A 22,911-nucleotide genomic window follows, 5' to 3' on the forward strand; every position below is an offset into this window, starting at 1 on the left:
ACGAAAGGTACGTCGTGGCGATACTCTCCGTCGTGCTGCAGGTCCTGCTCGCAATCACGAGCCTCCTGCTCACGCTCCTCATCCTGCTGCACAAGGGCCGCGGTGGTGGCCTCTCCGACATGTTCGGCGGTGGGGTCACGAGCAACCTCGGTGCGTCCGGCGTGGCCGAGCGCAACCTCAACCGCATCACGGTGATCCTCGGTCTGGTCTGGATCGTCTCCATCATCGTGCTCGGTCTCATCAACAAGTTCACGGCGGGGGTCTGATCCATGGCAAGCGGAGGCAGTGCAATCCGAGGGTCTCGCGTCGGCGCGGGACCGATGGGCGAACAGGACCGCGGGGTCCAGGCAGAGCGCGTGGCGATCTCGTACTGGGACGCCCTCGGCAACGAGGTCGTGCGGTACTTCGCCGCGAACCTGCCCGACGAAGAGATCCCCGAGACGGTGGACTCGCCGTCGAGCGGTCTGCCGGCCGGGCGCGACAAGGAGAACCCTCCCGTGGTCTCCAAGACCGAGCCCTACAAGACGCACCTCGCGTACGTGAAGGAACGCCGCACCGAGGAAGAGGCAGCGCAGCTCCTCGAGGACGCGCTCCAGCAGCTCCGAGAGCGTCGCGGCACCGCGGCGAAGAAGAGCTAGCGCACACACGCTGACGAAGGCCTCTGCACCGATGGTGCGGGGGCCTTCGTGTGTCCCGGGGAAGGGGTGGCTCGCTCGCCGAGAGGTCACGACACGCCGCGTGCGGTGTGTGGTGGTGGCACGAACTGTCGTGCGGCGTGCGCGCAGCCGACAGTTCGTGCCCACTCGGCGTCGTGCCGGCGGGGAGTCGCGACCGCTCGGCGCTCGAGGTGCCGCGCGGAGAGCAGGCTCGCCGAGAGGTCACGACACGCCGCGGGTGATGCGCGGTGGTGCCACGAACTGTCGCCTGCGGCGCCCGCGGGCGACAGTTCGTGACCACTCGGCGTCGCGGTCGCGGCGCGGCGCGCAGTGGGCGCGACCACAGACGGACGGGAGGCCCGGTGCCAGCTGGCACCGGGCCTCCAGTCCGTGAGGAACGCGCGTCTAGTACGTCGACGCGATCAGGTTCTCGGGGACGTCGCGCGCGGCGTCCTGGTCCACGAAGAAGACGGTGCGCTTGCGACCCTGCACGCCACCCACGGGGACGTCCTCGATCGATGCACCGGCAAGGGCCAGCCCGAGGACCGAGGCCTTCTCAGCGCCGGAGAGGATCACCCAGACCCGCTGCGAGGCGTTGATCACCGGGAAGGTGACGGTGAGACGCTGCGGCGGTGGCTTGGGGGAGTCGTCGACCGACACGACGGCGCGGTCGGTGACGGTGAGCTGCGGGAACTCCGGGAAGAGCGAGGCGGTGTGCCCGTCGGGGCCGACACCGAGCAGCGTGATGTCGAAGCGCGGCGCGACGGCACCCTCGGGCGCGGCGTCCTGCAGCTCGTGCTCGTACTGGGTCGCAGCGGCCTCGATGTCGAGCCCGCCGTCCGACGCCGGCATCGGGTGGATGTTCGACGCGGGGATGTCGACGTGGTCGAAGAAGTCGGTCTGCGTGCCGATCGTGTTGCGGTCGGCGTCGTCCGAGGGGACCCAGCGCTCGTCGACCCACCAGACGTGCACCTTCGACCAGTCGACGCTCTCGCGCGCCGGCGACTGGCCGATCGCAGCGAGGACGAGGGAGGAGACCGATCCACCGCTGATCGCGATGTCGGCACGCTCCTGCTCGTCGAGCACGTCGATGATCTTGGTGATGAAGCGTGCGGCGACCGAAGCGCCGAGGGCCTGCTTGTCCGGGTGCACGAGCACCCGCCGTTCGTTGGTCACGTGACTCCCGTGTTCGTGGCGGCCGACCGGTCGTCCGACCGCCTTCGGTCCGGTCGGGCCGCCTGCACCAGACAGGCGGCCCGACCGTGTGGGGTGTTGATCAGCGGGCGATGGTCTCGCGCAGCTGGGGCACCCCGTGCTTGACGACGTCTCCGAAGAGGACGTCCGGGTCGAGTCTACGGAGTTCCTCGGCCAGGCAGTCGCGCAGGTTGCGGCGTGGCAGCGACAGGTCGTGCGTCGGCTGCCCGGGCATCGAGAGCGTGGCGACGTCCACCAGGGAACGCTCGAGCTCGATGGTGCCGGACTCGCGGACGAGCTTCACACCGTGGATGCCGCTCGACCCCGTCGCGCGCGGCGACGTGACGACGGACACCGGCACCTGGAGCTGCAGCTGCAGCCAGGCGGCGAGGAGGATCGTCGACGGGCTGTCGGACGCGCCGGAGACCTCGACGGCGGTGATCGGCTCGTACGGCGGCTGGTCGAGCGCCGCGGCGAGCTGGTTCCGCCACAGGGTCAGACGGGTCCACGCGAAGTCGGTGTCACCCGGTACGTAGGACGCACCGAGTGCCTCGATCGCGCCGTTGGGGTCCTTCTGCGCGGCCGCGTCGGTGATCCGTCGCTGCGCGATGCGGCCGAGGGCCGAGGCCGCGGGCTGCTCGGGAGCCGTCTGCGGCCACCAGGCAACGACGGGTGCGTCCGGCAGCAGGAGGCCGGTGACCAGGCTCTCCTCGTCGGTCGCGGTCTCGCCGTACGCCCGGAGGACGATGACCTCGCTCGCACCCGCGTCGCTGCCGACACGGATCTGCGCGTCGAGGCGCCCGGGGGACTTCGTGTCACCGCTGTTCTTCGAGACGATGATGACGCGCATCGGGTGCTCGCGGGACGCCTCGTTGGCCGCCTCGATCGCCTCTTCCTCGTGACCGAGGGCCGTCGAGATGATGAGGGTCAGCACACGGCCGAGGGCGACGGCGCCGCCCTCTTCACGGATGCGGACGAGCTTCTTCTGGATCTTCGACACCGTGGTGTCGGGCATGTCGATCTTCACGGACGCCTCCAGGTCCGACCGTCGCGGGCGAGCAGGGCGTCGGCGGATGCCGGCCCCCACGTGCCGGGACGGTACTGCTCGGGCTGGCCCTGCGTGGCCCAGAACTCCTCGATGGGGTCGAGGATCTTCCAGGACAGCTCGACCTCCTGGTGCCGCGGGAACAGCGGCGGGTCACCGAGGAGCACGTCGAGGATGAGTCGCTCGTACGCCTCGGGGGATGCTTCGGTGAACGCGTGGCCGTAGCCGAAGTCCATCGTCACGTCGCGCACCTGGGTGCCGACGCCGGGGACCTTCGAACCGAAGCGGAGCGTGACGCCCTCGTCCGGCTGGACACGGATGACGAGCGCGTTCTGGCCGAGCGGGGACTGCGTGTTGCCGTAGACGTCCTCGGGGACGCGCTTGAACACGATCGCGATCTCGGTCACACGACGGCCCAGACGCTTGCCGGCGCGCAGGTAGAACGGGACGCCCTGCCAGCGACGCGTCGCGATGTCGAGCTTGATCGCCGCGTAGGTCTCGGTACCGGACTCCGGGTTCATCCCGGCCTCTTCGAGGAAGCCGAGCACCTTCTCGCCGCCCTGCCAGCCGCCGTCGTACTGCCCGCGGGCAGTGGCGGTCGACAGGTCCTCGGGCAGACGGACGGCGGAGAGCGCCTTCTCCTTCTCGGCGCGCAGGTCGGCGGCCTTGAACGAGACGGGCTCCTCCATCGCGGTGAGTGCGAGGAGCTGCAGCAGGTGGTTCTGGATGACGTCGCGCGCCGCACCGATGCCGTCGTAGTACGCGGCACGCCCGGCGACGCCGATGTCCTCGGCCATCGTGATCTGCACGTGGTCGACGTAGTTCGAGTTCCAGATGGGTTCGTACATCTGGTTCGCGAACCGGAGCGTCAGCAGGTTCTGGACGGTCTCCTTGCCGAGGTAGTGGTCGATGCGGAACACGTCGTCGGGCGCGAAGACGCTCTCGACGATCGCGTTGAGCTCGCGCGCGGTGCGGAGGTCGGAGCCGAACGGCTTCTCGACGACCACGCGGCTCCAGGAGCCCTCGCGCTTCTCGGTCAGCCCGGACAGCTTCAGCTGCTCGGTGACGACCGGGAACATCTTCGGCGGGATGGACAGGTAGAACGCGTGGTTGCCAAGCGTCCCGCGCTCGGCGTCGAGGTCGTCGACGGTGCGCTTGAGCTCGCGGAACGCCTCGGGGTCGTCGAACGAGCCCTGGACGAAGCGGATGCCCTGTTCGAGCTGACGCCAGACGTCCTCGTCGAACGGGGTGCGCGAGTGCTCCTTGACGGCGTCGTGGACGAGCTGGGAGAAGTCTTGGTCCTCCCAGTCGCGACGAGCGAACCCGACGAGCGCGAACCCCGGGGGCAGGAGCCCCCGGTTGGCCAGGTCGTAGACCGCGGGCATCAGCTTCTTGCGTGACAGGTCGCCCGTCACGCCGAAGATGATGAGCGTGCTCGGTCCCGCGATCCGGTTCAGTCGACGATCCGTCGGCAGCCGGAGCGGGTTGTGCTCCGGGGTGATTGCCACCGGTGACATGAGTCGGTGAACTCCTTACGAGTCAGTGGGAGACGGCGGACGCGATCGCCGCGGTGGCGGCGTGGACGTCCGACGTCGTGAGGGTGAGGACCGGCCGGCCGTGCTCGGCGAGGACGCTCGCGTCGCCGGCTGCCTGGGCCCGGAGGAGCTGCCCGAACGTGAACGGCCGACCCGGGATCGCCAGGTCCTCCGCCTCGTCGGCCACGATCTGCAGGAACACTCCCGTGGCGGGGCCGCCCTTGTGGTACTGGCCGGTCGAGTGCAGGAAACGGGGGCCGTACCCGAAGGTGACGGGGCGCTCCGTGCGCGCCGCGATCGCGTCGCGCAGCGACTCCAGACCGCTGTTGGTGGTGCGGTCGACGTACGCCTGCACCGACACGTAGCCGGTCGGGTCGAGTGCGGACAGGAGGCCCGACACGGCTTCCGAGAGCGTCGCACCGACCGCGAGTCCGGGCGTCGCGTGGACGGCGATGCCGTCCTCGGAGAAGGCGGGCTGCGCCGCAACGGGGCGGTCGTCGAGGAGCGCGCGGGTCGCGACCTTGGCGGCCTCGACGTCGGGCTGGTCGAACGGGTTGATGCCGAGCAGGCGACCGGCGACCGCGACGGCGTACTCCCAGACGAGGATCTGGCCACCGAGCGTGCCGGTGATCTCGACCTCGCCCTCGGCCACGTGACGCTCGTCCTCGCGCGAACCGACCAGGCGGATGACCTGGACGTCCGGCAGGCCGGCGGTGACCTCGGGGGAGTGCGCGTGCAGCACGACGGGCAGCAGACCGCGGCCGTCCTTGCCGGTCGACTCCGCGATCAGCTGTTCGACCCAGTCGCCGAAACCGACGATGTGCGTGCCGTCGGGCACGATGGCGATCTTGTCGCGCAGCGGCTCTGTGCCGGCGAGGACCGCACCGAGCACGAGCCCGGGGTTCTCGTCCAGGTCGACCGAGAGCAGCGCGGAGATCGCGTCGGCCTCGTCGAGGAGCTCAGCGATGTCCGCTCCCGCGAGCCCGGACGGCACGAGGCCGAAGGCGGTGAGCGCGGAGTAGCGGCCACCGACCGTGGGATCGGCGGTGAAGACGCGGTAGCCGGCGTCGATCGCAGCGGCCTCGAGCGCGGAGCCCGGGTCGGTGACGACGACGATGCGGCGGGCCGGGTCGATGCCGGCGTCGCGGAAGGCCTGCTCGTAGACACGGCGCTGCGAATCGGTCTCGAGCGTCGAGCCGGACTTCGACGAGACCACGAGCACGGTGCGCTCGAGGTCGGTCGTCACGGCCGCGCGGACCTGTGCGGGGTCGGTCGAGTCGAGGACCGTGAGGGGCACGCCGGCGGTGCGCGTGATGACCTCGGGTGCGAGGGACGAGCCGCCCATGCCGGCGAGGACGACGTGGTCGACCCCTTCGGCACGGAGCGACTCGCGCAGCGCGGTCACCTCGGCGACGAGCGGGCGGGAGACCGACACGGCCTCCACCCAGCCGAGGCGCTTCGACGCCTCGGCCTCGGCGGTGGTTCCCCACAGATCGGCGTCCTGGGCGGTGATGCCCGAGGCCACCAGGTCAGCGACGAGCCGCGGGACCACCTGTTCGATGGCCCGCGCGGCGCCGCCGCTGGCTGCGATGGAAACCGTCACTACTTGGCGCCCTCGAGCGCTGCCTTGACGGTGTCGACGAGCTCGCCCCAGGAGACGATGAACTTGTCCACGCCCTCCTTCTCGAGCAGTGCGACGACCTCGTCGTAGTCGACGCCCTGTGCGGCGAGCTGGTCGAGGACCTGCTGCGCCTGGTCGAACGTGCCGGCGATGGCGTCGCCGTGGATCTCACCGTGGTCGAACGTGGCGTCGAGCGTCTTGCCCGGCATCGTGTTGACGGTGTTCGGGGCGGCGAGCTCGGTCACGTAGAGCGTGTCGGGGAGCGACGGGTCCTTGACACCGGTCGAGGCCCAGAGCGGACGCTGCGTGTTGGCGCCGGACTCGAGCAGGCCGAGGGCACGCTCGGAGGCGAACGCCTCGGTCCAGACCTGGTACGCGAGCTGCGCGTTGGCGATGCCGGCCTTCGACTTGAGGGCCTTGGCCTCGTCGGTGCCGACGGCGTCCAGGCGCTGGTCGATCTCGGAGTCGACGCGCGACACGAAGAAGGACGCGACCGAGTGGATCTTGGAGAGGTCGTGGCCAGCGGCCTTGGCCTTCTCGAGCCCACCGAGGTAGGCGTCGATGACGGCGCGGTAGCGCTCGAGCGAGAAGATCAGGGTGACGTTGACGGAGATGCCGGCGCCGATGACCTCGGTGATCGCCTCGAGACCCTCGAGCGTCGCCGGGATCTTGATGAGGACGTTCTCCTTGCCGACCTTCTCGAACAGGAACTTGGCCTGCTCGATGGTCTTGGCGGTGTCGTGCGCGAGGCCCGGCTCGACCTCGATCGAGACGCGGCCGTCGAAGCCCTTGGTCTCGTCGTAGATCGGCTTGAAGACGTCGGAAGCGTTCGCGACGTCCTGCGTGGTGATCTCGAAGATCGCATCGGTGACGTCGGTGCCCGCAGCGGCGAGTTCCTTGACCTGCGAGTCGTAGCGCTCGCCCTTGGCGAGGGCCGACGCGAAGATCGTCGGGTTCGTCGTCACGCCGACGACGTTCTTCTGCTCGATGAGCTCGGTGAGCTTGCCGGTCTCGAGGAGCTCGCGGGAGAGGTCGTCGAGCCAGATGCTCACGCCGACCGCGGAGAGGGCGGCGGTGGGGGTGTTCTCAGCCATGTGTTTCTCTTCTTCTTTCATCGACGGGTCCGAGGACCGTGAGTCGGGGTTTCGGGGACGGGAGGCCCGTGGCGGAACCGAGCCGGGCCTCCCGGAAGAAGGGCCGGATCCGGAAACCGGACCCGGCCCTTGCAGGTCAGGAAGCTGCGATCGATTCCTTCGCGGCGGCCACCACGTGCTCCGTCGTGAAGCCGAACTCCTTGAAGAGCGTCTGGTAGTCGGCCGAGGCACCGAAGTGCTCGATCGAGACGCTGCGGCCCTTGTCGCCGACGATGTCGCGCCAGCTCATGGCGATGCCGGCCTCGACCGACACGCGAGCGGTGACGTCCTTCGGGAGCACCTGGTCCTGGTAGTTCTCGGACTGGGCGCGGAACCACTCGATCGACGGCGCGCTCACGACGCGGGCGTTGATGCCCTCGGCCTTGAGCTGCTCGCGAGCATCGACCGCGATCTGGACCTCGGAACCGGTCGCGATGAGGATGACGTCCGGGGTGCCGTTGGGCGCCTCGGCCAGGATGTACGCACCCTTGGCGACGTTCTTCGCCGAAGCGAAGACCTCACCGGTCGCGTCACCCTCGCCACGCTCGAACACGGGGAGGTTCTGACGGCTCAGCGCGATGCCGGCCGGGCGGTCGGTGTGCTTGAGCATCTCGAGCCACGCGTACGCGACCTCGTTCGCGTCGGCCGGGCGGACGACGTCGAGACCGGGGATCGCACGGAGCGACGAGACCTGCTCGATCGGCTGGTGCGTCGGGCCGTCCTCGCCGAGGGCGATGGAGTCGTGGGTCCAGACGTAGATCGCCGGCGCCTGCATGAGCGCGGCGAGACGGACCGCGGGACGCATGTAGTCGCTGAAGATCAGGAACGTGCCACCGAAGGGGCGGGTGTTCCCGTGCAGGACGATGCCGTTGAGGATCGAGCCCATGGCGTGCTCGCGGATGCCGAAGTGCAGCACGCGGCCGTATGGGTCGGTGCTCCACGTCGACGTCGAGGCCTCGGCCGGACCGAAGGACTTGGCACCCTCGATCGTGGTGAGGTTCGACTCGGCGAGGTCGGCCGAACCGCCCCAGAACTCGGGCATCAGCGGCGCGATGGCGTTGATGACCTTGCCGGAAGCGGCGCGGGTCGAGACGGCCTTGTCGGTCGGGAAGACCGGGAGCGCTGCTTCGAGGCCCTCCGGGAGCTCCTTCGACTGGACACGGTCGAACAGCGCCTTCTTGTCGGCGTTGGCCGCGGCCCACGCGTCGAAGGACTTCTGCCACTCGGCGTGCTCGGCCTGGCCCTTGGCGACGGCGCCGCGGGTGTACTCGAGGACCTCGGGGGCGACCTCGAAGGTCTTGTCGGTGTCGAAGCCGAGGATCTCCTTGAGACCCTTGATCTCGTCGGCGCCGAGCGCCGAGCCGTGGATCTTGCCCGAGTTCTGCTTGGTCGGCGACGGCCAGCCGATGATCGTCTTGAGGACGATGAGCGACGGCTTGTCGGTGACCTGCTTGGCGGCCTCGATCGCGGCGTGGAGCTCCTCGACGTCCTCGGAGTACTCGCCGGTCTTCTTCCAGTCGACGATCTGGACGTGCCAGCCGAGCGCCTCGTAGCGGTCGGCGACGCTCTCCGAGAACGCGATGTCGGTGTTGTCCTCGATCGAGATCTGGTTCGAGTCGTAGAACGCGATGAGGTTGCCGAGCTGCTGACGGCCTGCGAGCGAGCCGGACTCGTTCGTCACGCCTTCCTGCATGTCACCGTCGCCGGCGATCACGTAGGTGTAGTGGTCGAACGGCGACTGGCCGGCCGGGGTCTCCGGGTCGAACAGGCCGCGCTCGAAGCGCTGGGCGTAGGCGAAGCCGACCGAGGACGCGAGGCCCTGGCCGAGCGGGCCCGTGGTGATCTCGACACCGTCGGTGTGGCCGTACTCCGGGTGACCCGGGGTCTTCGAGCCCCACTTGCGAAGGTGCTGCAGGTCGTCGATCTCGAGCCCGTAGCCGTGCAGGTAGAACTGCACGTACTGGAGGATCGAGGCGTGACCGGCGGAGAGGATGAAGCGGTCGCGGCCGATCCAGGTGGAGTCGCTCGGGTCGCGACGCATCACCTTCTGGAAGAGCAGGTGGGCGAGCGGAGCGAGGCTCATCGCGGTGCCGGGGTGACCGTTGCCGGCGGCCTCGACCGAGTCGGCGGCGAGAACGCGGGCCGTGTCGACGGCCTTCCGGTCGATGGCGTCCCAGGTGAATTCAGCCACTTGGATGTTGACCCTTCTTGATGCGACATGTGCGAGGGCTCGTGCCATCGCACGGACATGTGGCCATCCCGGGGCCGAGTCGTGTCGCCGTCTAGCGGCGGCCGACCGGCTCATCGCGGCCGACGTCATCGGGGCGCGCACTGCGGGAGGGCGTGTCCAGCATAGTGACCCGGTACTCAGAAGGGGTTCAGGTGACCCCCGATGTTCACACCGGGGTGGCTGTCGACGGTCGATCCGGGCGTGTCGAGCGCGTCCGGATCACGCCGGGATGTCGGAGCGGGGCACCGTCGCGGCGCTTCCATCCCGTAAACTGATCGGGACCCGTGGACATTCCGGGTCAGCGCATGCCCGGACGCCGTCGCAGTCGTCCACCGAGTGTGCGAGCTGATGCGAACAGACTGAGGTTCTCTTGCCGACTGCCACCGTGACCCGGCCCGACACCGATCGACCCCGATCGCCGCTGTCCCGCAAGGTCCGTGCGTACGTCTCGTTGACGAAGCCGCGCGTGATGGAGCTGCTGCTCGTCACCACGGCGCCGACGATGTTCCTCGCCGAACGCGGCGTCCCCGACCTGTGGCTCGTCTTCTGGACGATGCTCGGCGGAGCGATGTCGGCCGGTTCGGCGTCGGCCTTCAACTGCTACATCGACCGCGACATCGACCGGCTGATGAAGCGGACGAGCACCCGCCCGCTGGTCACCGGTGAACTGTCCGACCGCGAGGCCCTCGTGTTCTCGTGGGTGCTCGGCATCCTGTCGACCGCGGTGCTCGGGTTCCTGGTGAACTGGCTCGCCGCCGCGCTGAGCGTCATCGCGATCCTCATCTACGTGTTCGTCTACACGCTGTGGCTCAAGCGCCGCACCCCGCAGAACATCGTGTGGGGCGGCTCGGCCGGCTGCATGCCCGTGCTCATCGGCTGGGCGGGCGTCACCGGGTCGCTGACCTGGACCCCGGTCATCCTGTTCATGGTGATCTTCCTGTGGACGCCGCCGCACTACTGGCCGCTGTCGATGAAGTACCGCGACGACTACGACGCGGCCGACGTGCCGATGCTCGCCGTGGTCCGTGGCCGCACCGTCGTCGGCCTCCAGGTCGTGCTCTACGCGTGGGCGACGCTCGTCTGCTCGCTCCTGCTCATCCCGGTCGGGCACATGGGGCCGCTCTACACGGTCGTCGCGCTGGCCGGCGGCATCTGGTTCGTCGTCGAGTCGCACCGCCTGTACTCGCGGGCCATCCAGCACGTCGAGCACGTGCAGCCGATGCGGGTCTTCCACAGCTCGATCACGTACCTGACGCTGCTCTTCATCGCCGTGGGCATCGACCCGCTGCTGCCGCAGGTCTTCACCTTCTAGGCGGTCGAGCGGGCGCCCGCTCGTTCGGTCCGCAAGACGCCGTCGTGTCCAGGTGACGGCGTCGTGTCCAGTTGACGCCGTCGTGTCGGCACGACGCCGCCACCCCGCCGAGACGCCGCTGAACCCGGCGGCGTCTCGCGCGTTCGGCGGCGTCTCGGCAGGACACCGGCGTCCTGCGTCGGGCACGAGGCGGCCTGGAGGCGCGGTGCGGGCCCGCCACGGGCCTCCCGTCCGGCGTTGCCGCCGTCGGCCGCGGGGCGGACGCGAGCCGCTGCGGACCGCGCGTGGTGCGGATGTCGAGCGACGAATTCGGTGTCGTGCGACGTCGGCGGTGTCGTTCCGCGTCAGCAGCGTGGCGCCCGCCGGCCACGTCCACCGCGAACGCGACACCCCACGAGTCGAACGACTCGCGGGGTGTCGGAGAACCGGTGTCGAGCGCGCGACGCGCCCGGGCGTCAGGCGTCGATGGGTTCCCGGACGGCGTCTCGGCCGGCCGAGGCCCGCGTCGACAGCACCACGGCGGTCACCGCTCCGACGAGCAGCCCGGCGAGCACCATGTGCGTGCCGACGAGCCCCACGGGCAGACCCGTTCGCGCCTGCGTCAGCCCGACAGCGATCTGCAGGAACTCGACGACGAGCAGCAGCAGTGGCCACTTGCTCGGGCGGCCCAGGCGGACGGCTCCGATGACGAGCACCAGGGTCAGGGCGAAGAGGGCGTACGCGGGCCAGGCGTGCACGTGCTCCATGACCGCGGGGTCGAACCCGGTGCGGTGCAGGCGTCCACCGTCGACCGCGGCGTCGGCTCCGGCGTGCGGGCCGCTGCCGGTGGTCAGGATGCCGACGAGCACGGTCACGACGACGGCGGCGACGGTGCCGCGGACGACACCCGTGTACCAGCGCGGGACGAGCCGCTGGGCGGTGCGCGGGCCGTGCGTCGTGCGGTAGACCAGCGCAGCGGTCACCGAGGTGAGGGCGGCGGAGACGACGAAGTGCAGCCCGACCACGAAGGGGTTCAGGTTCGTCCAGACGCTCATGCCGCCGATGACGGCCTGCACCGGGATCGCGACGCCCTGAGCGAACGCCAGCCAGAAGAGTTCGGGGCGCGTCCGGAGCATCCGGACGACCGCGAGGAACATCGCGACGGCCACGATCACGAGCACGAAGGTGAGCAGACGGTTGCCGAACTCGATGATGCCGTGGATGCCCATCTCCGGCGTGGAGACGAGCGAATCCGCCGTGCACTTGGGCCAGGTGGGGCATCCGAGGCCCGAGGCGGTGAGGCGCACCAGGCCTCCGGTGCCGATCAGCACGACCTCGACCACGAAGGACGCCCAGGCCAGTGCGACCACGCGACGGTCGACCACGCGGGGGAGCGACCACCACCGTCCGGTCCGGAGATCCTGCTCGACGGGGGATCCGACGCGTGTCACGAGGGTGGTGCCTTCCTGTTGTTCCGTGCAGTGAACCTGTAGGATTCGAGGGTTCAGCAGCAGTCAAGTCTAGGCAGGCGCCGGCTCCGAATGGGCCGAGATCGCCGATCAACCCACGGACTGCGTGGAACCATTGTCGTTGCGAGGGAGCAGCACCCGGTCCGCATGTCAGCGGTCCGCGGTGGAATGGCGTCCAGACGCCACGGGTTCACACCTGTAACGCTGTCCCGCGAGAAGGAAACGAGGAGACCATGTCCGACGTGCTCATCGACCGTCCCGAGCTCGAAGGGCTCGGCCAATACGAGTTCGGCTGGTCCGACTCCGACTCGGCAGGGTCCTCCGCCCGTCGTGGGATCTCGGAAGAGGTCGTCACCGACATCTCGAACCTCAAGGACGAGCCCGAGTGGATGCTGAAGAACCGCCTCAAGGGGCTGTCGCTCTTCGGCCGCAAGCCGATGCCGACGTGGGGTGCCGACCTGACGGGCATCGACTTCGACAACATCAAGTACTTCGTGCGTTCCACGGAGAAGCAGGCGCAATCGTGGGAAGACCTCCCCGAGGACATCCGTGCGACCTACGAGAAGCTCGGCATCCCCGAGGCCGAGCGCCAGCGCCTCGTCGCCGGCGTCGCCGCGCAGTACGAGTCCGAGGTCGTCTACCACCAGATCCGCGAGGACCTGGAGCAGCAGGGCGTCATCTTCATGGACACCGACACGGCGCTCCGTGAGCACCCGGAGCTGTTCGAGGAGTACTTCGGCACCGTGATCCCGGCCGGCGACAACAAGTTCGCCGCGCTGAACACGGCCGTCTGGTCCGGTGGCTCGTTCGTCTACGTCCCGAAGGGCGTCCACGTCGAGATCCCGCTGCAGGCCTACTTCCGGATCAACACCGAGAACATGGGCCAGTTCGAGCGGACGCTGATCATCGCGGACGAGGACTCGTACGTCCACTACATCGAGGGCTGCACCGCCCCGATCTACAAGTCCGACTCGCTGCACTCGGCCGTCGTCGAGATCATCGTGAAGAAGAACGCCCGCGTTCGGTACACGACGATCCAGAACTGGTCGAACAACGTCTACAACCTCGTCACCAAGCGTGCGATCGCACACGAGGGCGCGACGATGGAGTGGATCGACGGCAACATCGGGTCCAAGGTCACGATGAAGTACCCGTCGATCTACCTCGCCGGCGAGCACGCCAAGGGCGAGACGCTCTCCGTCGCCTTCGCGGGCCCCGGTCAGCACCAGGACGCCGGCGCGAAGATGATCCACATGGCGCCGTACACGACGTCGTCGATCGTCTCGAAGTCGATCGCCCGTGGTGGCGGTCGTGCGGGCTACCGCGGTGAGGTCCGGGTCGACCCGGCCGCGCACCACGCCGCCAACACCGTGCGCTGCGACGCCCTGCTGGTCGACACGATCAGCCGGAGCGACACCTACCCGGCGATCGACATCCGTGTCGACGACGTGCAGCTGGGACACGAGGCCACGGTCTCGCGTGTCAGCGAGGAGCAGCTCTTCTACCTCATGTCCCGCGGCATGGCCGAGGACGAGGCGATGGCGATGATCGTCCGTGGCTTCATCGAGCCGATCGCCCGCGAGCTCCCGATGGAGTACGCACTCGAACTCAACAAGCTCATCGAGATGAGCATGGAAGGATCCGTCGGCTAGATGTCCAGCACCACCCCTCCCCACATCGACCAGCCGATCGAGCCCGCTGCCGCAGCGCAGGGCGGCACCCAGCACGGCGCCGGAGCCCACTCCGACGGCGGCTGGGACGCCCCCGACAAGAAGGTGCCGGTCCAGACCCGCTCCGAGCGGTTCCAGTCCGGCGACGTCGAGGCGTTCCCGAAGGTCACCGGCCGAGAGGTCAACTGGAAGTTCGCGCCGCTCGCCAAGCTCCAGCCGCTGCTGGACGGCGCGCTCGACGGATCCGCCTACCCGTACCTCGCCCGTCAGTCCGACGGTGCCGACGTCGAGTGGGGCCGCAGCGACGACCCCCGCGTCGGCTCCGCCGGCCTGCCCGAGGACCGCGCCTCGGCCGCAGCCTGGACCGCCCGTGACGCGGTCCTGGCGATCACGATCAAGGCCACCGAAGCGCACGAGTTCATCACCGTGACCCGTTCCGACTTCGGGTCGCAGCCCCGCGCTGCGCACACGGTCATCACGGCCGAGCCGAACTCCCAGGGCATCGTCGTGCTCGACAACCGCGGCAGCGCCCTGCTGAGCGAGAACATCGAGATCGTCGCGCAGCAGAACGCACGACTGACCGTCGTCAGCCTGCAGGACTGGGACGACGACGCCGTGCACGTCTCGACCCACTTCGCCGAGGTCGGCCGCGATGCCTTCCTCAAGCACGTCGTGGTCTCGCTCGGCGGCGACGTCATCCGCGTCAACCCCTCGACGCACCTCGGTGCGCAGGGCGCTGACACGGAGATGTACGGCGTGTACTTCGCCGACGCCGGCCAGTACATCGAGCAGCAGGTCTACGTGAACCACGACGCGCCGAACACGCGCGGTCGGGTCAACTACAAGGGCGCGCTGCAGGGCCAGGGCGCGCACACCGTCTGGATCGGCGACGTCCTGATCGGCCGCGCCGGTGACGGCACCGACTCGTACGAGCAGAACCGCAACCTCGTGCTGACGGACGGCACCCGTGCCGACAGCATCCCGAACCTCGAGATCGAGACGGGCAACATCGAGGGCGCCGGCCACGCGAGTGCGACCGGTCGCTTCGACGACGAGCAGCTGTTCTACCTGCAGTCCCGCGGCGTCCCGGAAGAAGAAGCGCGGCGCCTCGTCGTGCTCGGCTTCCTGGTCGAGGTCATCCAGAAGATCGGTGCGCCCGAGCTCGAGGAACGCCTCATCGCCGCGGTCGAGCAGGAGCTGGCCGAGGGCCGTTCGGTCATCGCCGCACCGGCCGAGGCGAGCGACGCACAGGCCGCCGCCGCGCCGTCCGACGGCGCGGAGGCAACCGCCTGATGGCCGAGAAGGTCTGCGCCGAAGCCGACATCGCGGTGGACAGCCCGATGCGGGTGGTCGTCGACGGCACGGCGGTCGCGATCGTGAAGGACTCGTCCGGCACGGTCCACGCCATCGGCGACACCTGCACGCACGGCGACATCTCGCTGGCCGAGGGCTTCGTCGAGGGTGACTCGCTGGAGTGCTGGGCCCACGGGTCCCGCTTCTCACTGGCGACCGGCAAGCCGCAGAACTTCCCGGCCTACGAGCCCGTCCCGGTCTTCCGGGTCGAGGTCCGCGACGGCGACGTCTACGTCGACGTGCAGGACGTCGTCCCGGTCGACTGAGCACCCCCAACACTTCCCGCGGCTGACGCCGCACACAGCTGCAACCGAAGGAACGCAATGTCCACTCTGGAAATCCGTGACCTCAAGGTCTCGATCGACACCGATCAGGGCACCAAGGAGATCCTGAAGGGTGTCGACCTCACCATCAACGAGGGCGAGATCCACGCGATCATGGGGCCGAACGGCTCCGGCAAGTCCACCCTGGCGTACACGATCGCCGGTCACCCGCGGTACAACGTCGTCGGTGGCACCATCACCCTCGACGGCGAGGACGTCCTCGCGATGAGCGTCGACGAGCGTGCCCGTGCCGGCATGTTCCTGGCGATGCAGTACCCGGTCGAGATCCCCGGCGTCACGGTGTCGAACTTCCTCCGCACCGCCAAGACGGCGATCGACGGTGAGGCTCCGGCGCTCCGTGGCTGGATCAAGGAACTCCGCCAGTCGATGGCCGACCTGAAGATGGACTCGTCGTTCGCCGAGCGCAACGTCAACGAGGGCTTCTCCGGTGGCGAGAAGAAGCGCCACGAGATCATGCAGCTCGAGCTCCTCAAGCCGAAGTTCGCCGTCCTCGACGAGACCGACTCCGGCCTCGACGTCGACGCGCTGAAGATCGTCTCCGAGGGCGTCAACCGCGCCAAGGCCGCGACCGGCCTCGGTGTGCTGCTCATCACGCACTACACGCGCATCCTCCGCTACATCAAGCCGGACTTCGTGCACGTGTTCGTCGCCGGCAAGATCGCGGAGCAGGGCGGCCCCGAGCTCGCCGACCGCCTCGAGAACGAGGGCTACGACCGCTACGTGCAGGTCGCCGCCGCCGAGGCGCAGGCCTGATGATCGCCGCACTCGCCCCCGACAAGTTCGACGAGGTCGTCGAGGGCCTGAAGGAGGTCCAGGACCCGGAACTCGGCGTGAACATCGTCGACCTCGGCCTGATCTACGACCTCGCCTGGGACGACGACGCCAACGCGCTCGTCATCAGCATGACGCTCACGAGCGCCGGCTGCCCCCTGACCGACGTCATCGAGGGTGACACAGCGAACGCCCTCGACGGCATCGTGGACGCCTTCCGGATCAACTGGGTCTGGATGCCGCCGTGGGGGCCGGAACGGATCACCGACGACGGGCGCGAGATGATGCGCGCCCTCGGGTTCGCGATCTAGTCGCGACCCACCACGGACGGGAGGCGCGGTGCCAGCTGGCACCGCGCCTCCCGTCCGTCTGTGCGCACGCCACGCGCGGGGCGCGCCGCCGATCGGTCGCGACCACCCGCTCACGTTCGCCGAGTGGTCACGTTCTGTCGGCTGACCGCACGCCAGACGACAGAACGCGACCACTCGGCGTCCGGGCGGCGGGGAGTCGTGACCGCTCCAGCCCGCCTGCCCGCACGCACCGGACGCAGAACGGCCCCGCACCGATCAGGTGCGGGGCCGTTCTCGTGCGAGGCCTCAGCGGCGGCCGACGGCCTTCCACGCCAGCGGCAGGATGCCGGCGGCGATGAGGGCCTTGGCGATGCCACCGACGATGAACGGGTACAGGCCGGCGGTGAGCACCGACTGGACGTCGTTCGGGGCGCCGAGCTGGCCGAGCGCCACGGCCAGGTACGGCAGGCCGGTCACGAACGGGATGGCACTCGCGAGCAGCATCGCGACCGCGGCGCGGCCGACGTTGCGGTCCCAGTTGCGACGGGCGAGCCAGCCGACGAGGCCGGCGGCGGGGATGAACCCGATGACGTACCCGAAGCTCGGCAGGGCGAGGGCCTGCAGGCCGCCCTGCATGTCGGCGAAGAACGGGGCACCCGCGAGTCCGGCGACGGCGTAGACGAGCAGCGAGAGCATGCCGCGGCGTGCGCCGAGGGTCGCGCCGACGAGCACGACGGCCAGCGTCTGCCCGGTGATCGGGACCGGCCACATCGGGACCTCGAGCTGCGCCATCGCGGCGGTGAACAGGGCTCCGCCGGCGACGAGGGCGGCGTCGGTGGCCAGCCCGTGCGTGCGCAGACGGTCGGCGAGGACTGCGCGGGGAGCGAACCCGGTGGCGTTCGTCATGGATTCTCCTAGAATGGACTGCTGGTTCCGTTCGGAACCATCGGTCCCGTCAGCGTAGCGGTGCACCTCACGCACACACCGTTGTGCAAACCCACCAACTGATTGGACGTCCACTGTGCTTGCCGTGCACGAACTCGAGATCCGCGTCGGAGCTCGTCTCCTCATGGAAGAAGTGTCCTTCCGTGTCGAGAAGGGCGACAAGATCGGACTCGTCGGCCGCAACGGCGCGGGGAAGACGACGATGACCAAGGCCCTCGCGGGCGAGACGCAGCCGAACGGCGGCACGATCGACCGCGGCGGGGAGATCGGCTACCTGCCGCAGGACCCCCGCTCCGGCGACCCGGAGGAGACCGCGCGGAAGCGCATCCTCGACGCCCGTGGGCTCGGTGAGCTCGTGGAGGGCATCCGCCTCGCGACCCTCGACATGGCGAGCGACGACGCGGCCGTGGCCGAGAAGGCGATGCGCCGCTACAGCCGCCTGGACGACCAGTTCAATGCGCTCGGTGGCTACGCGGCCGAGGCCGAGGCGGCGTCGATCGCCTCGAACCTCAAGCTGCCGGACCGCATCCTCGACCAGCAGCTCAAGACGCTCTCGGGTGGTCAGCGCCGTCGCATCGAGCTCGCCCGGATCCTGTTCTCGGACGCCGAGACGATGATCCTCGACGAGCCGACCAACCACCTCGACGCCGACTCCGTCGTGTGGCTCCGCGAGCACCTGAAGACCTACCCCGGTGGCGTCATCATCATCTCCCACGACGTGGAGCTCGTCGAAGAGGTCGTGAACCGCGTCTTCTACCTGGACGCCAACCGCCAGACCATCGACATCTACAACATGGGCTGGAAGCTCTACCAGCGGCAGCGCGTCGCCGACGAGGAGCGCCGCCGCAAGGAGCGCGCGGGCGCCGAGAAGAAGGCCGCCACGCTCAAGGACCAGGCCGCTCGGTTCGGCGCGAAGGCGTCCAAGGCCGCGGCCGCGCACCAGATGGTCGCGCGTGCCGACAAGCTGCTCGCCGGCCTCGAGGACGAGCGTGTCGCCGACCGGGTCGCGAAGATCCGCTTCCCCACGCCGGCCCCGTGCGGCCGCACCCCGCTGATGGCCGAGGGGCTGTCGAAGTCGTACGGGTCGCTCGAGATCTTCGCGGGTGTCGACCTGGCGATCGACCGCGGTTCGCGCGTGGTCATCCTCGGCTTCAACGGTGCGGGCAAGACGACGCTGCTGCGCATCCTGGCGGGAGCCGACAAGCCCGACACGGGCGAGATCCAGCCCGGTCACGGTCTGCGCATCGGGTACTACGCCCAGGAGCACGAGAACATCGACATCAACCGCACCGTGATCGAGAACATGGTGTCGGCGTCGACCGACCTCAACGAGACCGAGGCCCGTCGGGTGCTCGGCTCGTTCCTGTTCACCGGCGACGACGGCTACAAGAAGGCCGGGGTCCTGTCCGGTGGAGAGAAGACCCGTCTGTCGCTCGCGATGATCGTGGTCTCCGGCGCGAACGTCCTGCTGCTCGACGAGCCGACGAACAACCTGGACCCGGCTTCGCGCGAGGAGATCCTCAACGCCCTCGCCGGCTTCGAGGGTGCGGTCGTCCTGGTGTCCCACGACGCCGGCGCGGTCGAGGCGCTCAACCCCGAGCGTGTGCTGCTGCTGCCCGACGGCACCGAGGACCACTGGAACAAGGACTACGCGGAGCTCATCGAGCTCGCGTAGTTGCCGCGCGTGTGGTCGGGCGAGGCCCGTCCGCACGGTGCCGCGTTCGCCATCCGGTGCGGCGTTGTGTGCTGGGTGCCTGCTTGTGGCGCTGCACGGTGCGCGGAAGCGCGCACGGGGTTGCGAGGTGCGCACGGTGCGGTCTGGAGGCGCGGTGCCGGTCGTGCGTCGCGCCTCCCGTCCGCACGGTGCCGGTTTCGCCATCCGGTGCGGCGTTGCGTGCTGGGTGCGCGCTTGTGGCGCTGCACGGTGCGCGGAAGCGCGCACGGGGTTGAGAGGTGCGCACGGTGCGCCGACGCACACACACGCGCACACACGGCCGCGTCTCAGCCGCGCCTCGGCCGCCCGTCAGCGACGTGACGCGATGAGCTCGTCCTCGATCTCGGCGTCGGTCTTCGGCTTCGCGTTCTTGCGGCGTTCGCGCTCGAGGGCGCGCTCGCGCTCCTCCGGGTCGTCCTGGTTGAGGTTCCGGTACTCCTGCACCATCACGTACGCCAGGAACCCGAAGCCCCCGGCGGCGAACAGGAACCACTGGATGAAGTAGCTGAGGTGCAGCCCGGTGTCGGCGTTCGGACGCTCCCAGCCGAGCGGGCGGGCCTCGGTCGGGGCGGGGGTCTCCGAGGCGAGCTGCCCGTACGCGCCCGTCCAGATCGGGTCGTCGACCTTGTTCGCCACGTCGGCCAGGGTCACCGACTGCACCTGGTCGGTGTCCTTCGGGTCGGAGCGGCCGGGGATGCGCGGTTCGCTCTGCTGCAGGCGGACGATCGCGGTGACCTCGCCGGACGGGGGAGCGGGCACGTGGTCGGGGGCGTCCTGGGCGTTGCCGGTCGGCACCCACCCGCGGTCGACGATGAAGGCGCGGCCTTCGGACGTGACCAGTGGCGTAAGGACCTCGAACCCGGGCTGCCCGTTGTGCACGCGGTTGCGCACGAGCAGCTGCGAGTCGACGTCGTAGCGGCCGGTCACGGCGACCCGGAGCCACTCCTGCTCGTCCTGCCAACTCGAGGCCTTCGGCAGCGCCCGGTCGAGGGGGACGGGGGTGTGGTCGTAGTTCTGCGCGACCTGCTCGTTCTGCCGGACGGCCTCGTTGCGGCGGTCCCACTGCCACATGCCGAACAGTGCGCACACGATGGCGAAGGCGACGGCGATCGCGAAGTAGCCGAGCCAGCGGCGGCTCCGGACGAAGCGCCAGCCGACGAACGGTTCGTCGGGGTCCCGACCGGACGGGCCCGACCTGGCGTCGTCGGTCGAGCGGGAACCCGCCGCGGTGCGCTGCAGCTTGGCGGCGTGCTTGCGGCCGTACCGGGACTGCGGGTCGAAGCCGTCGGTCATCGCGAGGTGCCGGTGGAGCGCACCCCGACGTCGTTCTTCGGCGCCGCGGTCGCCTCGCGCTCGTCGTCGAGGTGGTCGACGTCCTCGTGCATGCCGGTGACGCGCACCGGGAACGAGCGGGACCGCAGGTAGTCGGCGAGGAAGTCGCGGTGTTCTTCGCAGGCCGCCCAGATCTTCACGCGGTCGATCGCGTGGATCCGGGGGTTGCGCCAGTTCACGCGCCACCCGGCCGTCGAGGTGCAACCAGCTCGCGAGCACACCGGGGTGGATCCCGGCTCGGTCTGCAGGTCGAACGTCGCACCCATCAGCGGGGTCCCCACATCTTCGATCGGTCGCCGTTGCGCTGCCACTCGTCCTGCGCGTGCTGCGCCTGCTGGCGGAGGCGGTCCTGCTCGTCGCGGTAGGCCTGGGCCCGGGCGTCCTCCTGCTGTTCGCGGAGGCGCGGGTCGACGGCGTCGTAGAGCTCGATGGACCCGGCGGGGGAGATCATGTCGCTCTCGGTCCGGCTGCCGGCGTTCGCGATGACGACGGCGACCCAGGGGATCACCGCGGCGAGGACGATCGGGATGACCGCGACCCACGAGTGCCAGATCGAGTACACGAGCACGGCGGAGATGAAGAGGACCACTCGGATGGCCATCTGCCAGACGTAGCGGGACAGGCGGTGCGCCCGGTCCTGCTCCGGTGTGTCCGGCAGCGACGTGATGCTCGTGTGCGTGCTCTTCATACAGATGGTCTCCGTCTACCCGTGGTCAAGCCTAATCCCGCTGGACCGATCGTGGGTGCGCCGCGCGCGAACCGGCGGGGTGGTCCGCTCCGGTACGCTCGTCCGGGCGTGTCCGCCGGGTCCCCGGCACCGCGTGCCGAGCAGATCCCACCGAACGGAGCGACCATGAGCACCCCCCGTACCGTCCTCATCACCGGCGGCAACCGCGGCATCGGCCACGCGCTGGCCGAGCGGTTCGTCGCAGCCGGCCACCGGGTCGCCGTGACGTCGCGCAGCGGTCAGGGTGGTCCCGAGGGCGCGCTGACGGTGCAGGCCGACATCACCGACACGGCGTCCGTCGACGCCGCGTTCACGCAGGTCGAGGCCGAGCTCGGTCCGATCGAGGTCCTCGTCGCGAACGCCGGCATCACGAACGACCAGCTGCTCCTCCGCATGTCCGAGGACGACTTCACCAGCGTCGTCGACACGAACCTCACGGGTACCTTCCGCGTCGTCAAGCGCGCCACGAAGGGCATGATGAAGGCCAGGTTCGGCCGCATCGTGCTGATGTCGAGCGTCGTGGGCGCCTACGGCCAGATCGGCCAGGTCAACTACGCGTCCTCGAAGGCCGCCCTGGTCGGCATGGCCCGGTCGATCACCCGTGAGCTCGGCTCGCGCGGCATCACCGCCAACGTCGTGGCGCCCGGCTTCATCCAGACGGACATGACCGCCGCGCTCTCCGACGAGCTGCAGGCCGAGTTCAAGAAGGCGATCCCGGCCGCCCGCTACGGCACGGTCGACGACGTCGCGGACGCCACGCTGTTCCTGGCGAGCGACGGCGCCGGGTACGTCTCCGGTGCGATCATCCCGGTCGACGGCGGCCTCGGGATGGGCCACTAGCCCTCGGACTGATCAGCCGCGCAGGCCGAGCGTCGCGAGCACGGCGGACAGGTCGCGGTCGACGACCGCGACGTCCGCCTGCTCCCGCACGCGCGGCTTCGCGTCGAACGCCACCGACAGCGCGGCGACGCGCATCATCTCGAGGTCGTTCGCGCCGTCGCCGATCGCGATGGTCCGTGCCGGGTCGACCCCGTCGGCGTCCGCCCACTCGCGGAGCGCGACGGCCTTGGCGTGTGCGTCGACCACGTCGCCGAGCACGCGGCCGGTGAGCACGCCGTCGGTGACCTCGAGGCGGTTCGCCCGGCAGTGGTCGAGGCCCAGCTGCTCGGCGAACGGGTCGAGCACCTCGTGGAACCCGCCCGACACCACGCCGACGGTGCCGCCGGCGGCGTGCACCCCGCGGACGAGCTGGTCGGCGCCCCGCGTCACACGGACCGCCTGCTGTGCGCGGACGAAGACGTCTGCCTGGAGGCCCGCCAGGGTCGCGACACGCTCCCGGAGGCTCTCGGCGAAGTCGAGTTCCCCGCGCATGGCGCGCTCCGTGATCGCCGCCACCTGTGGCCGGCTCCCGGCGCTGTCGGCGAGCAGTTCGATCACCTCGTCCTCGAGGAGGGTGGAATCAGCATCGAGGACGACGAGGAAGCGGGGCACGCACCAACGGTACCGACTGGCGGAGGCACGGCCGCGTCCGTGACGCGAGCCGTGCCTCCAGGCCGTCCGTCCGGGGCTGCGCCCCGGGTGTCTGCGTCGT

22 protein-coding genes are annotated in these 22,911 nt (G+C 69.6%); 10 read left to right on the forward strand and 12 right to left on the reverse strand.

The annotated features are described in order from the left end of the window. The first annotated feature begins 14 nt into the window (after positions 1–14). Positions 15–266 carry a preprotein translocase subunit SecG gene (gene secG, locus QRN49_RS04130; RefSeq protein ID WP_017887256.1) on the forward strand — a complete coding sequence of 84 codons (252 nt, stop codon included), beginning with the start codon at positions 15–17 and terminating at the stop codon, positions 264–266. Positions 267–269: 3 nt separating this feature from the next. Beyond that, positions 270–638, forward strand: coding sequence for an RNA polymerase-binding protein RbpA (locus tag QRN49_RS04135; RefSeq protein WP_110862753.1), 369 nt, complete (start codon positions 270–272; stop codon positions 636–638). A gap of 423 nt (positions 639–1,061) precedes the next feature. Here QRN49_RS04135 and pgl read toward each other — a convergent pair whose 3' ends face one another. The 6 genes from pgl to tkt form a co-directional block, all read right to left on the reverse strand. Then, positions 1,062–1,832 carry a 6-phosphogluconolactonase gene (pgl, locus tag QRN49_RS04140; protein ID WP_284754011.1) on the reverse strand — a complete coding sequence of 257 codons (771 nt, stop codon included), beginning with the start codon at positions 1,830–1,832 and terminating at the stop codon, positions 1,062–1,064. 100 nt (positions 1,833–1,932) lie between these two features. Next, positions 1,933–2,877 (reverse strand): glucose-6-phosphate dehydrogenase assembly protein OpcA, encoded by a 945-nt coding sequence (locus QRN49_RS04145; RefSeq protein WP_027465684.1) that lies wholly within the window; start codon positions 2,875–2,877, stop codon positions 1,933–1,935. Continuing rightward, positions 2,874–4,412, reverse strand: a complete 1,539-nt coding sequence (zwf, locus tag QRN49_RS04150) for a glucose-6-phosphate dehydrogenase (protein ID WP_284754012.1) — start codon at positions 4,410–4,412, stop codon at positions 2,874–2,876. The genes QRN49_RS04145 and zwf overlap by 4 nt, the downstream gene beginning before the upstream one ends. Positions 4,413–4,434: 22 nt before the next feature. After that, entirely contained in the window at positions 4,435–6,033 is a 1,599-nt protein-coding gene (locus tag QRN49_RS04155) for a phosphoglucose isomerase-related protein (RefSeq protein WP_284754013.1), read from the reverse strand. Continuing rightward, positions 6,033–7,145 (reverse strand): transaldolase, encoded by a 1,113-nt coding sequence (gene tal, locus QRN49_RS04160; protein WP_284754014.1) that lies wholly within the window; start codon positions 7,143–7,145, stop codon positions 6,033–6,035. Before tal ends, QRN49_RS04155 begins: the two co-directional genes overlap by 1 nt. Before the next feature lie 136 nt (positions 7,146–7,281). After that, positions 7,282–9,375 (reverse strand): transketolase, encoded by a 2,094-nt coding sequence (tkt, locus tag QRN49_RS04165; RefSeq protein ID WP_284754015.1) that lies wholly within the window; start codon positions 9,373–9,375, stop codon positions 7,282–7,284. 424 nt (positions 9,376–9,799) lie between these two features. Here tkt and QRN49_RS04170 point away from each other — a divergent pair, with 424 nt between their 5' ends. Beyond that, the gene (locus tag QRN49_RS04170) at positions 9,800–10,726 is read left to right on the forward strand and encodes a heme o synthase (RefSeq protein WP_071403755.1); all 927 of its coding nucleotides are present in this window, start codon (positions 9,800–9,802) and stop codon (positions 10,724–10,726) included. Between the two features lie 455 nt (positions 10,727–11,181). Here the strand turns inward: QRN49_RS04170 and QRN49_RS04175 are convergent, their stop codons facing one another. Continuing rightward, entirely contained in the window at positions 11,182–12,156 is a 975-nt protein-coding gene (locus QRN49_RS04175) for a COX15/CtaA family protein (RefSeq protein WP_071403756.1), read from the reverse strand. A gap of 251 nt (positions 12,157–12,407) precedes the next feature. Between QRN49_RS04175 and sufB the strand changes: the two genes are divergently transcribed. Genes sufB through QRN49_RS04200 form a run of 5 tightly spaced genes read left to right on the forward strand, consistent with a single transcriptional unit; the run spans position 12,408 to position 16,623 of the window. Continuing rightward, positions 12,408–13,826 (forward strand): Fe-S cluster assembly protein SufB, encoded by a 1,419-nt coding sequence (gene sufB, locus QRN49_RS04180; RefSeq protein ID WP_071403757.1) that lies wholly within the window; start codon positions 12,408–12,410, stop codon positions 13,824–13,826. Then, the gene (sufD, locus tag QRN49_RS04185) at positions 13,827–15,137 is read left to right on the forward strand and encodes a Fe-S cluster assembly protein SufD (protein WP_284754016.1); all 1,311 of its coding nucleotides are present in this window, start codon (positions 13,827–13,829) and stop codon (positions 15,135–15,137) included. Continuing rightward, positions 15,137–15,463 (forward strand): non-heme iron oxygenase ferredoxin subunit, encoded by a 327-nt coding sequence (locus QRN49_RS04190; protein ID WP_084740352.1) that lies wholly within the window; start codon positions 15,137–15,139, stop codon positions 15,461–15,463. Before sufD ends, QRN49_RS04190 begins: the two co-directional genes overlap by 1 nt. A 57-nt stretch (positions 15,464–15,520) precedes the next feature. Next, a complete protein-coding gene (gene sufC / locus QRN49_RS04195; protein ID WP_071403760.1) occupies positions 15,521–16,294 on the forward strand; it encodes a Fe-S cluster assembly ATPase SufC in 774 nt (257 codons plus the stop codon). Beyond that, complete coding sequence (locus QRN49_RS04200; RefSeq protein ID WP_017887270.1) at positions 16,294–16,623, forward strand: metal-sulfur cluster assembly factor; 330 nt, start codon at positions 16,294–16,296, stop codon at positions 16,621–16,623. The genes sufC and QRN49_RS04200 overlap by 1 nt, the downstream gene beginning before the upstream one ends. 285 nt (positions 16,624–16,908) lie before the next feature. Here QRN49_RS04200 and QRN49_RS04205 read toward each other — a convergent pair whose 3' ends face one another. Next, the gene (locus QRN49_RS04205) at positions 16,909–17,508 is read right to left on the reverse strand and encodes a biotin transporter BioY (RefSeq protein ID WP_262133008.1); all 600 of its coding nucleotides are present in this window, start codon (positions 17,506–17,508) and stop codon (positions 16,909–16,911) included. 115 nt (positions 17,509–17,623) lie between these two features. Here QRN49_RS04205 and QRN49_RS04210 point away from each other — a divergent pair, with 115 nt between their 5' ends. Beyond that, entirely contained in the window at positions 17,624–19,222 is a 1,599-nt protein-coding gene (locus tag QRN49_RS04210; protein WP_194653069.1) for an ABC-F family ATP-binding cassette domain-containing protein, read from the forward strand. Between the two features lie 348 nt (positions 19,223–19,570). Here QRN49_RS04210 and QRN49_RS04215 read toward each other — a convergent pair whose 3' ends face one another. The 3 genes from QRN49_RS04215 to QRN49_RS04225 are packed head-to-tail and all read right to left on the reverse strand — an operon-like array spanning position 19,571 to position 21,281. Further along, positions 19,571–20,554 (reverse strand): SURF1 family cytochrome oxidase biogenesis protein, encoded by a 984-nt coding sequence (locus QRN49_RS04215; protein WP_284754017.1) that lies wholly within the window; start codon positions 20,552–20,554, stop codon positions 19,571–19,573. Next, positions 20,551–20,859, reverse strand: coding sequence for a hypothetical protein (locus QRN49_RS04220; protein ID WP_372439414.1), 309 nt, complete (start codon positions 20,857–20,859; stop codon positions 20,551–20,553). Before QRN49_RS04220 ends, QRN49_RS04215 begins: the two co-directional genes overlap by 4 nt. Then, positions 20,859–21,281 (reverse strand): DUF3099 domain-containing protein, encoded by a 423-nt coding sequence (locus QRN49_RS04225; RefSeq protein ID WP_111023030.1) that lies wholly within the window; start codon positions 21,279–21,281, stop codon positions 20,859–20,861. Before QRN49_RS04225 ends, QRN49_RS04220 begins: the two co-directional genes overlap by 1 nt. Positions 21,282–21,446: 165 nt before the next feature. Here QRN49_RS04225 and fabG point away from each other — a divergent pair, with 165 nt between their 5' ends. Beyond that, positions 21,447–22,160 carry a 3-oxoacyl-ACP reductase FabG gene (gene fabG, locus QRN49_RS04230; protein WP_284754018.1) on the forward strand — a complete coding sequence of 238 codons (714 nt, stop codon included), beginning with the start codon at positions 21,447–21,449 and terminating at the stop codon, positions 22,158–22,160. 12 nt (positions 22,161–22,172) lie between these two features. On the opposite strand, the gene serB is transcribed toward fabG, so the two are convergent. After that, positions 22,173–22,811: a phosphoserine phosphatase SerB gene (gene serB, locus QRN49_RS04235; protein ID WP_284754019.1), complete on the reverse strand. Its 639-nt coding sequence runs from the start codon at positions 22,809–22,811 to the stop codon at positions 22,173–22,175. Between the last annotated feature and the right edge of the window lie 100 nt (positions 22,812–22,911).

Source organism: Curtobacterium sp. ME-Dv--P-122a (genome assembly GCF_030209645.1).
In the GTDB taxonomy this organism is placed as follows: domain Bacteria; phylum Actinomycetota; class Actinomycetes; order Actinomycetales; family Microbacteriaceae; genus Curtobacterium; species Curtobacterium flaccumfaciens.

What these genes read in the sequence shown, in the direction of transcription:
- QRN49_RS04135 (WP_110862753.1), top strand. Translation starts at nt 270, where the DNA reads ATGGCAAGCGGAGGCAGTGCAATCCGAGGGTCTCGCGTCGGCGCGGGA.
- zwf (WP_284754012.1), bottom strand. Translation starts at nt 4,412, where the DNA reads ATGTCACCGGTGGCAATCACCCCGGAGCACAACCCGCTCCGGCTGCCG.
- tal (WP_284754014.1), bottom strand. Translation starts at nt 7,145, where the DNA reads ATGGCTGAGAACACCCCCACCGCCGCCCTCTCCGCGGTCGGCGTGAGC.
- sufB (WP_071403757.1), top strand. Translation starts at nt 12,408, where the DNA reads ATGTCCGACGTGCTCATCGACCGTCCCGAGCTCGAAGGGCTCGGCCAA.
- sufD (WP_284754016.1), top strand. Translation starts at nt 13,827, where the DNA reads ATGTCCAGCACCACCCCTCCCCACATCGACCAGCCGATCGAGCCCGCT.
- QRN49_RS04190 (WP_084740352.1), top strand. Translation starts at nt 15,137, where the DNA reads ATGGCCGAGAAGGTCTGCGCCGAAGCCGACATCGCGGTGGACAGCCCG.
- sufC (WP_071403760.1), top strand. Translation starts at nt 15,521, where the DNA reads ATGTCCACTCTGGAAATCCGTGACCTCAAGGTCTCGATCGACACCGAT.
- QRN49_RS04200 (WP_017887270.1), top strand. Translation starts at nt 16,294, where the DNA reads ATGATCGCCGCACTCGCCCCCGACAAGTTCGACGAGGTCGTCGAGGGC.
- QRN49_RS04205 (WP_262133008.1), bottom strand. Translation starts at nt 17,508, where the DNA reads ATGACGAACGCCACCGGGTTCGCTCCCCGCGCAGTCCTCGCCGACCGT.
- QRN49_RS04215 (WP_284754017.1), bottom strand. Translation starts at nt 20,554, where the DNA reads ATGACCGACGGCTTCGACCCGCAGTCCCGGTACGGCCGCAAGCACGCC.
- QRN49_RS04220 (WP_372439414.1), bottom strand. Translation starts at nt 20,859, where the DNA reads ATGGGTGCGACGTTCGACCTGCAGACCGAGCCGGGATCCACCCCGGTG.
- QRN49_RS04225 (WP_111023030.1), bottom strand. Translation starts at nt 21,281, where the DNA reads ATGAAGAGCACGCACACGAGCATCACGTCGCTGCCGGACACACCGGAG.
- fabG (WP_284754018.1), top strand. Translation starts at nt 21,447, where the DNA reads ATGAGCACCCCCCGTACCGTCCTCATCACCGGCGGCAACCGCGGCATC.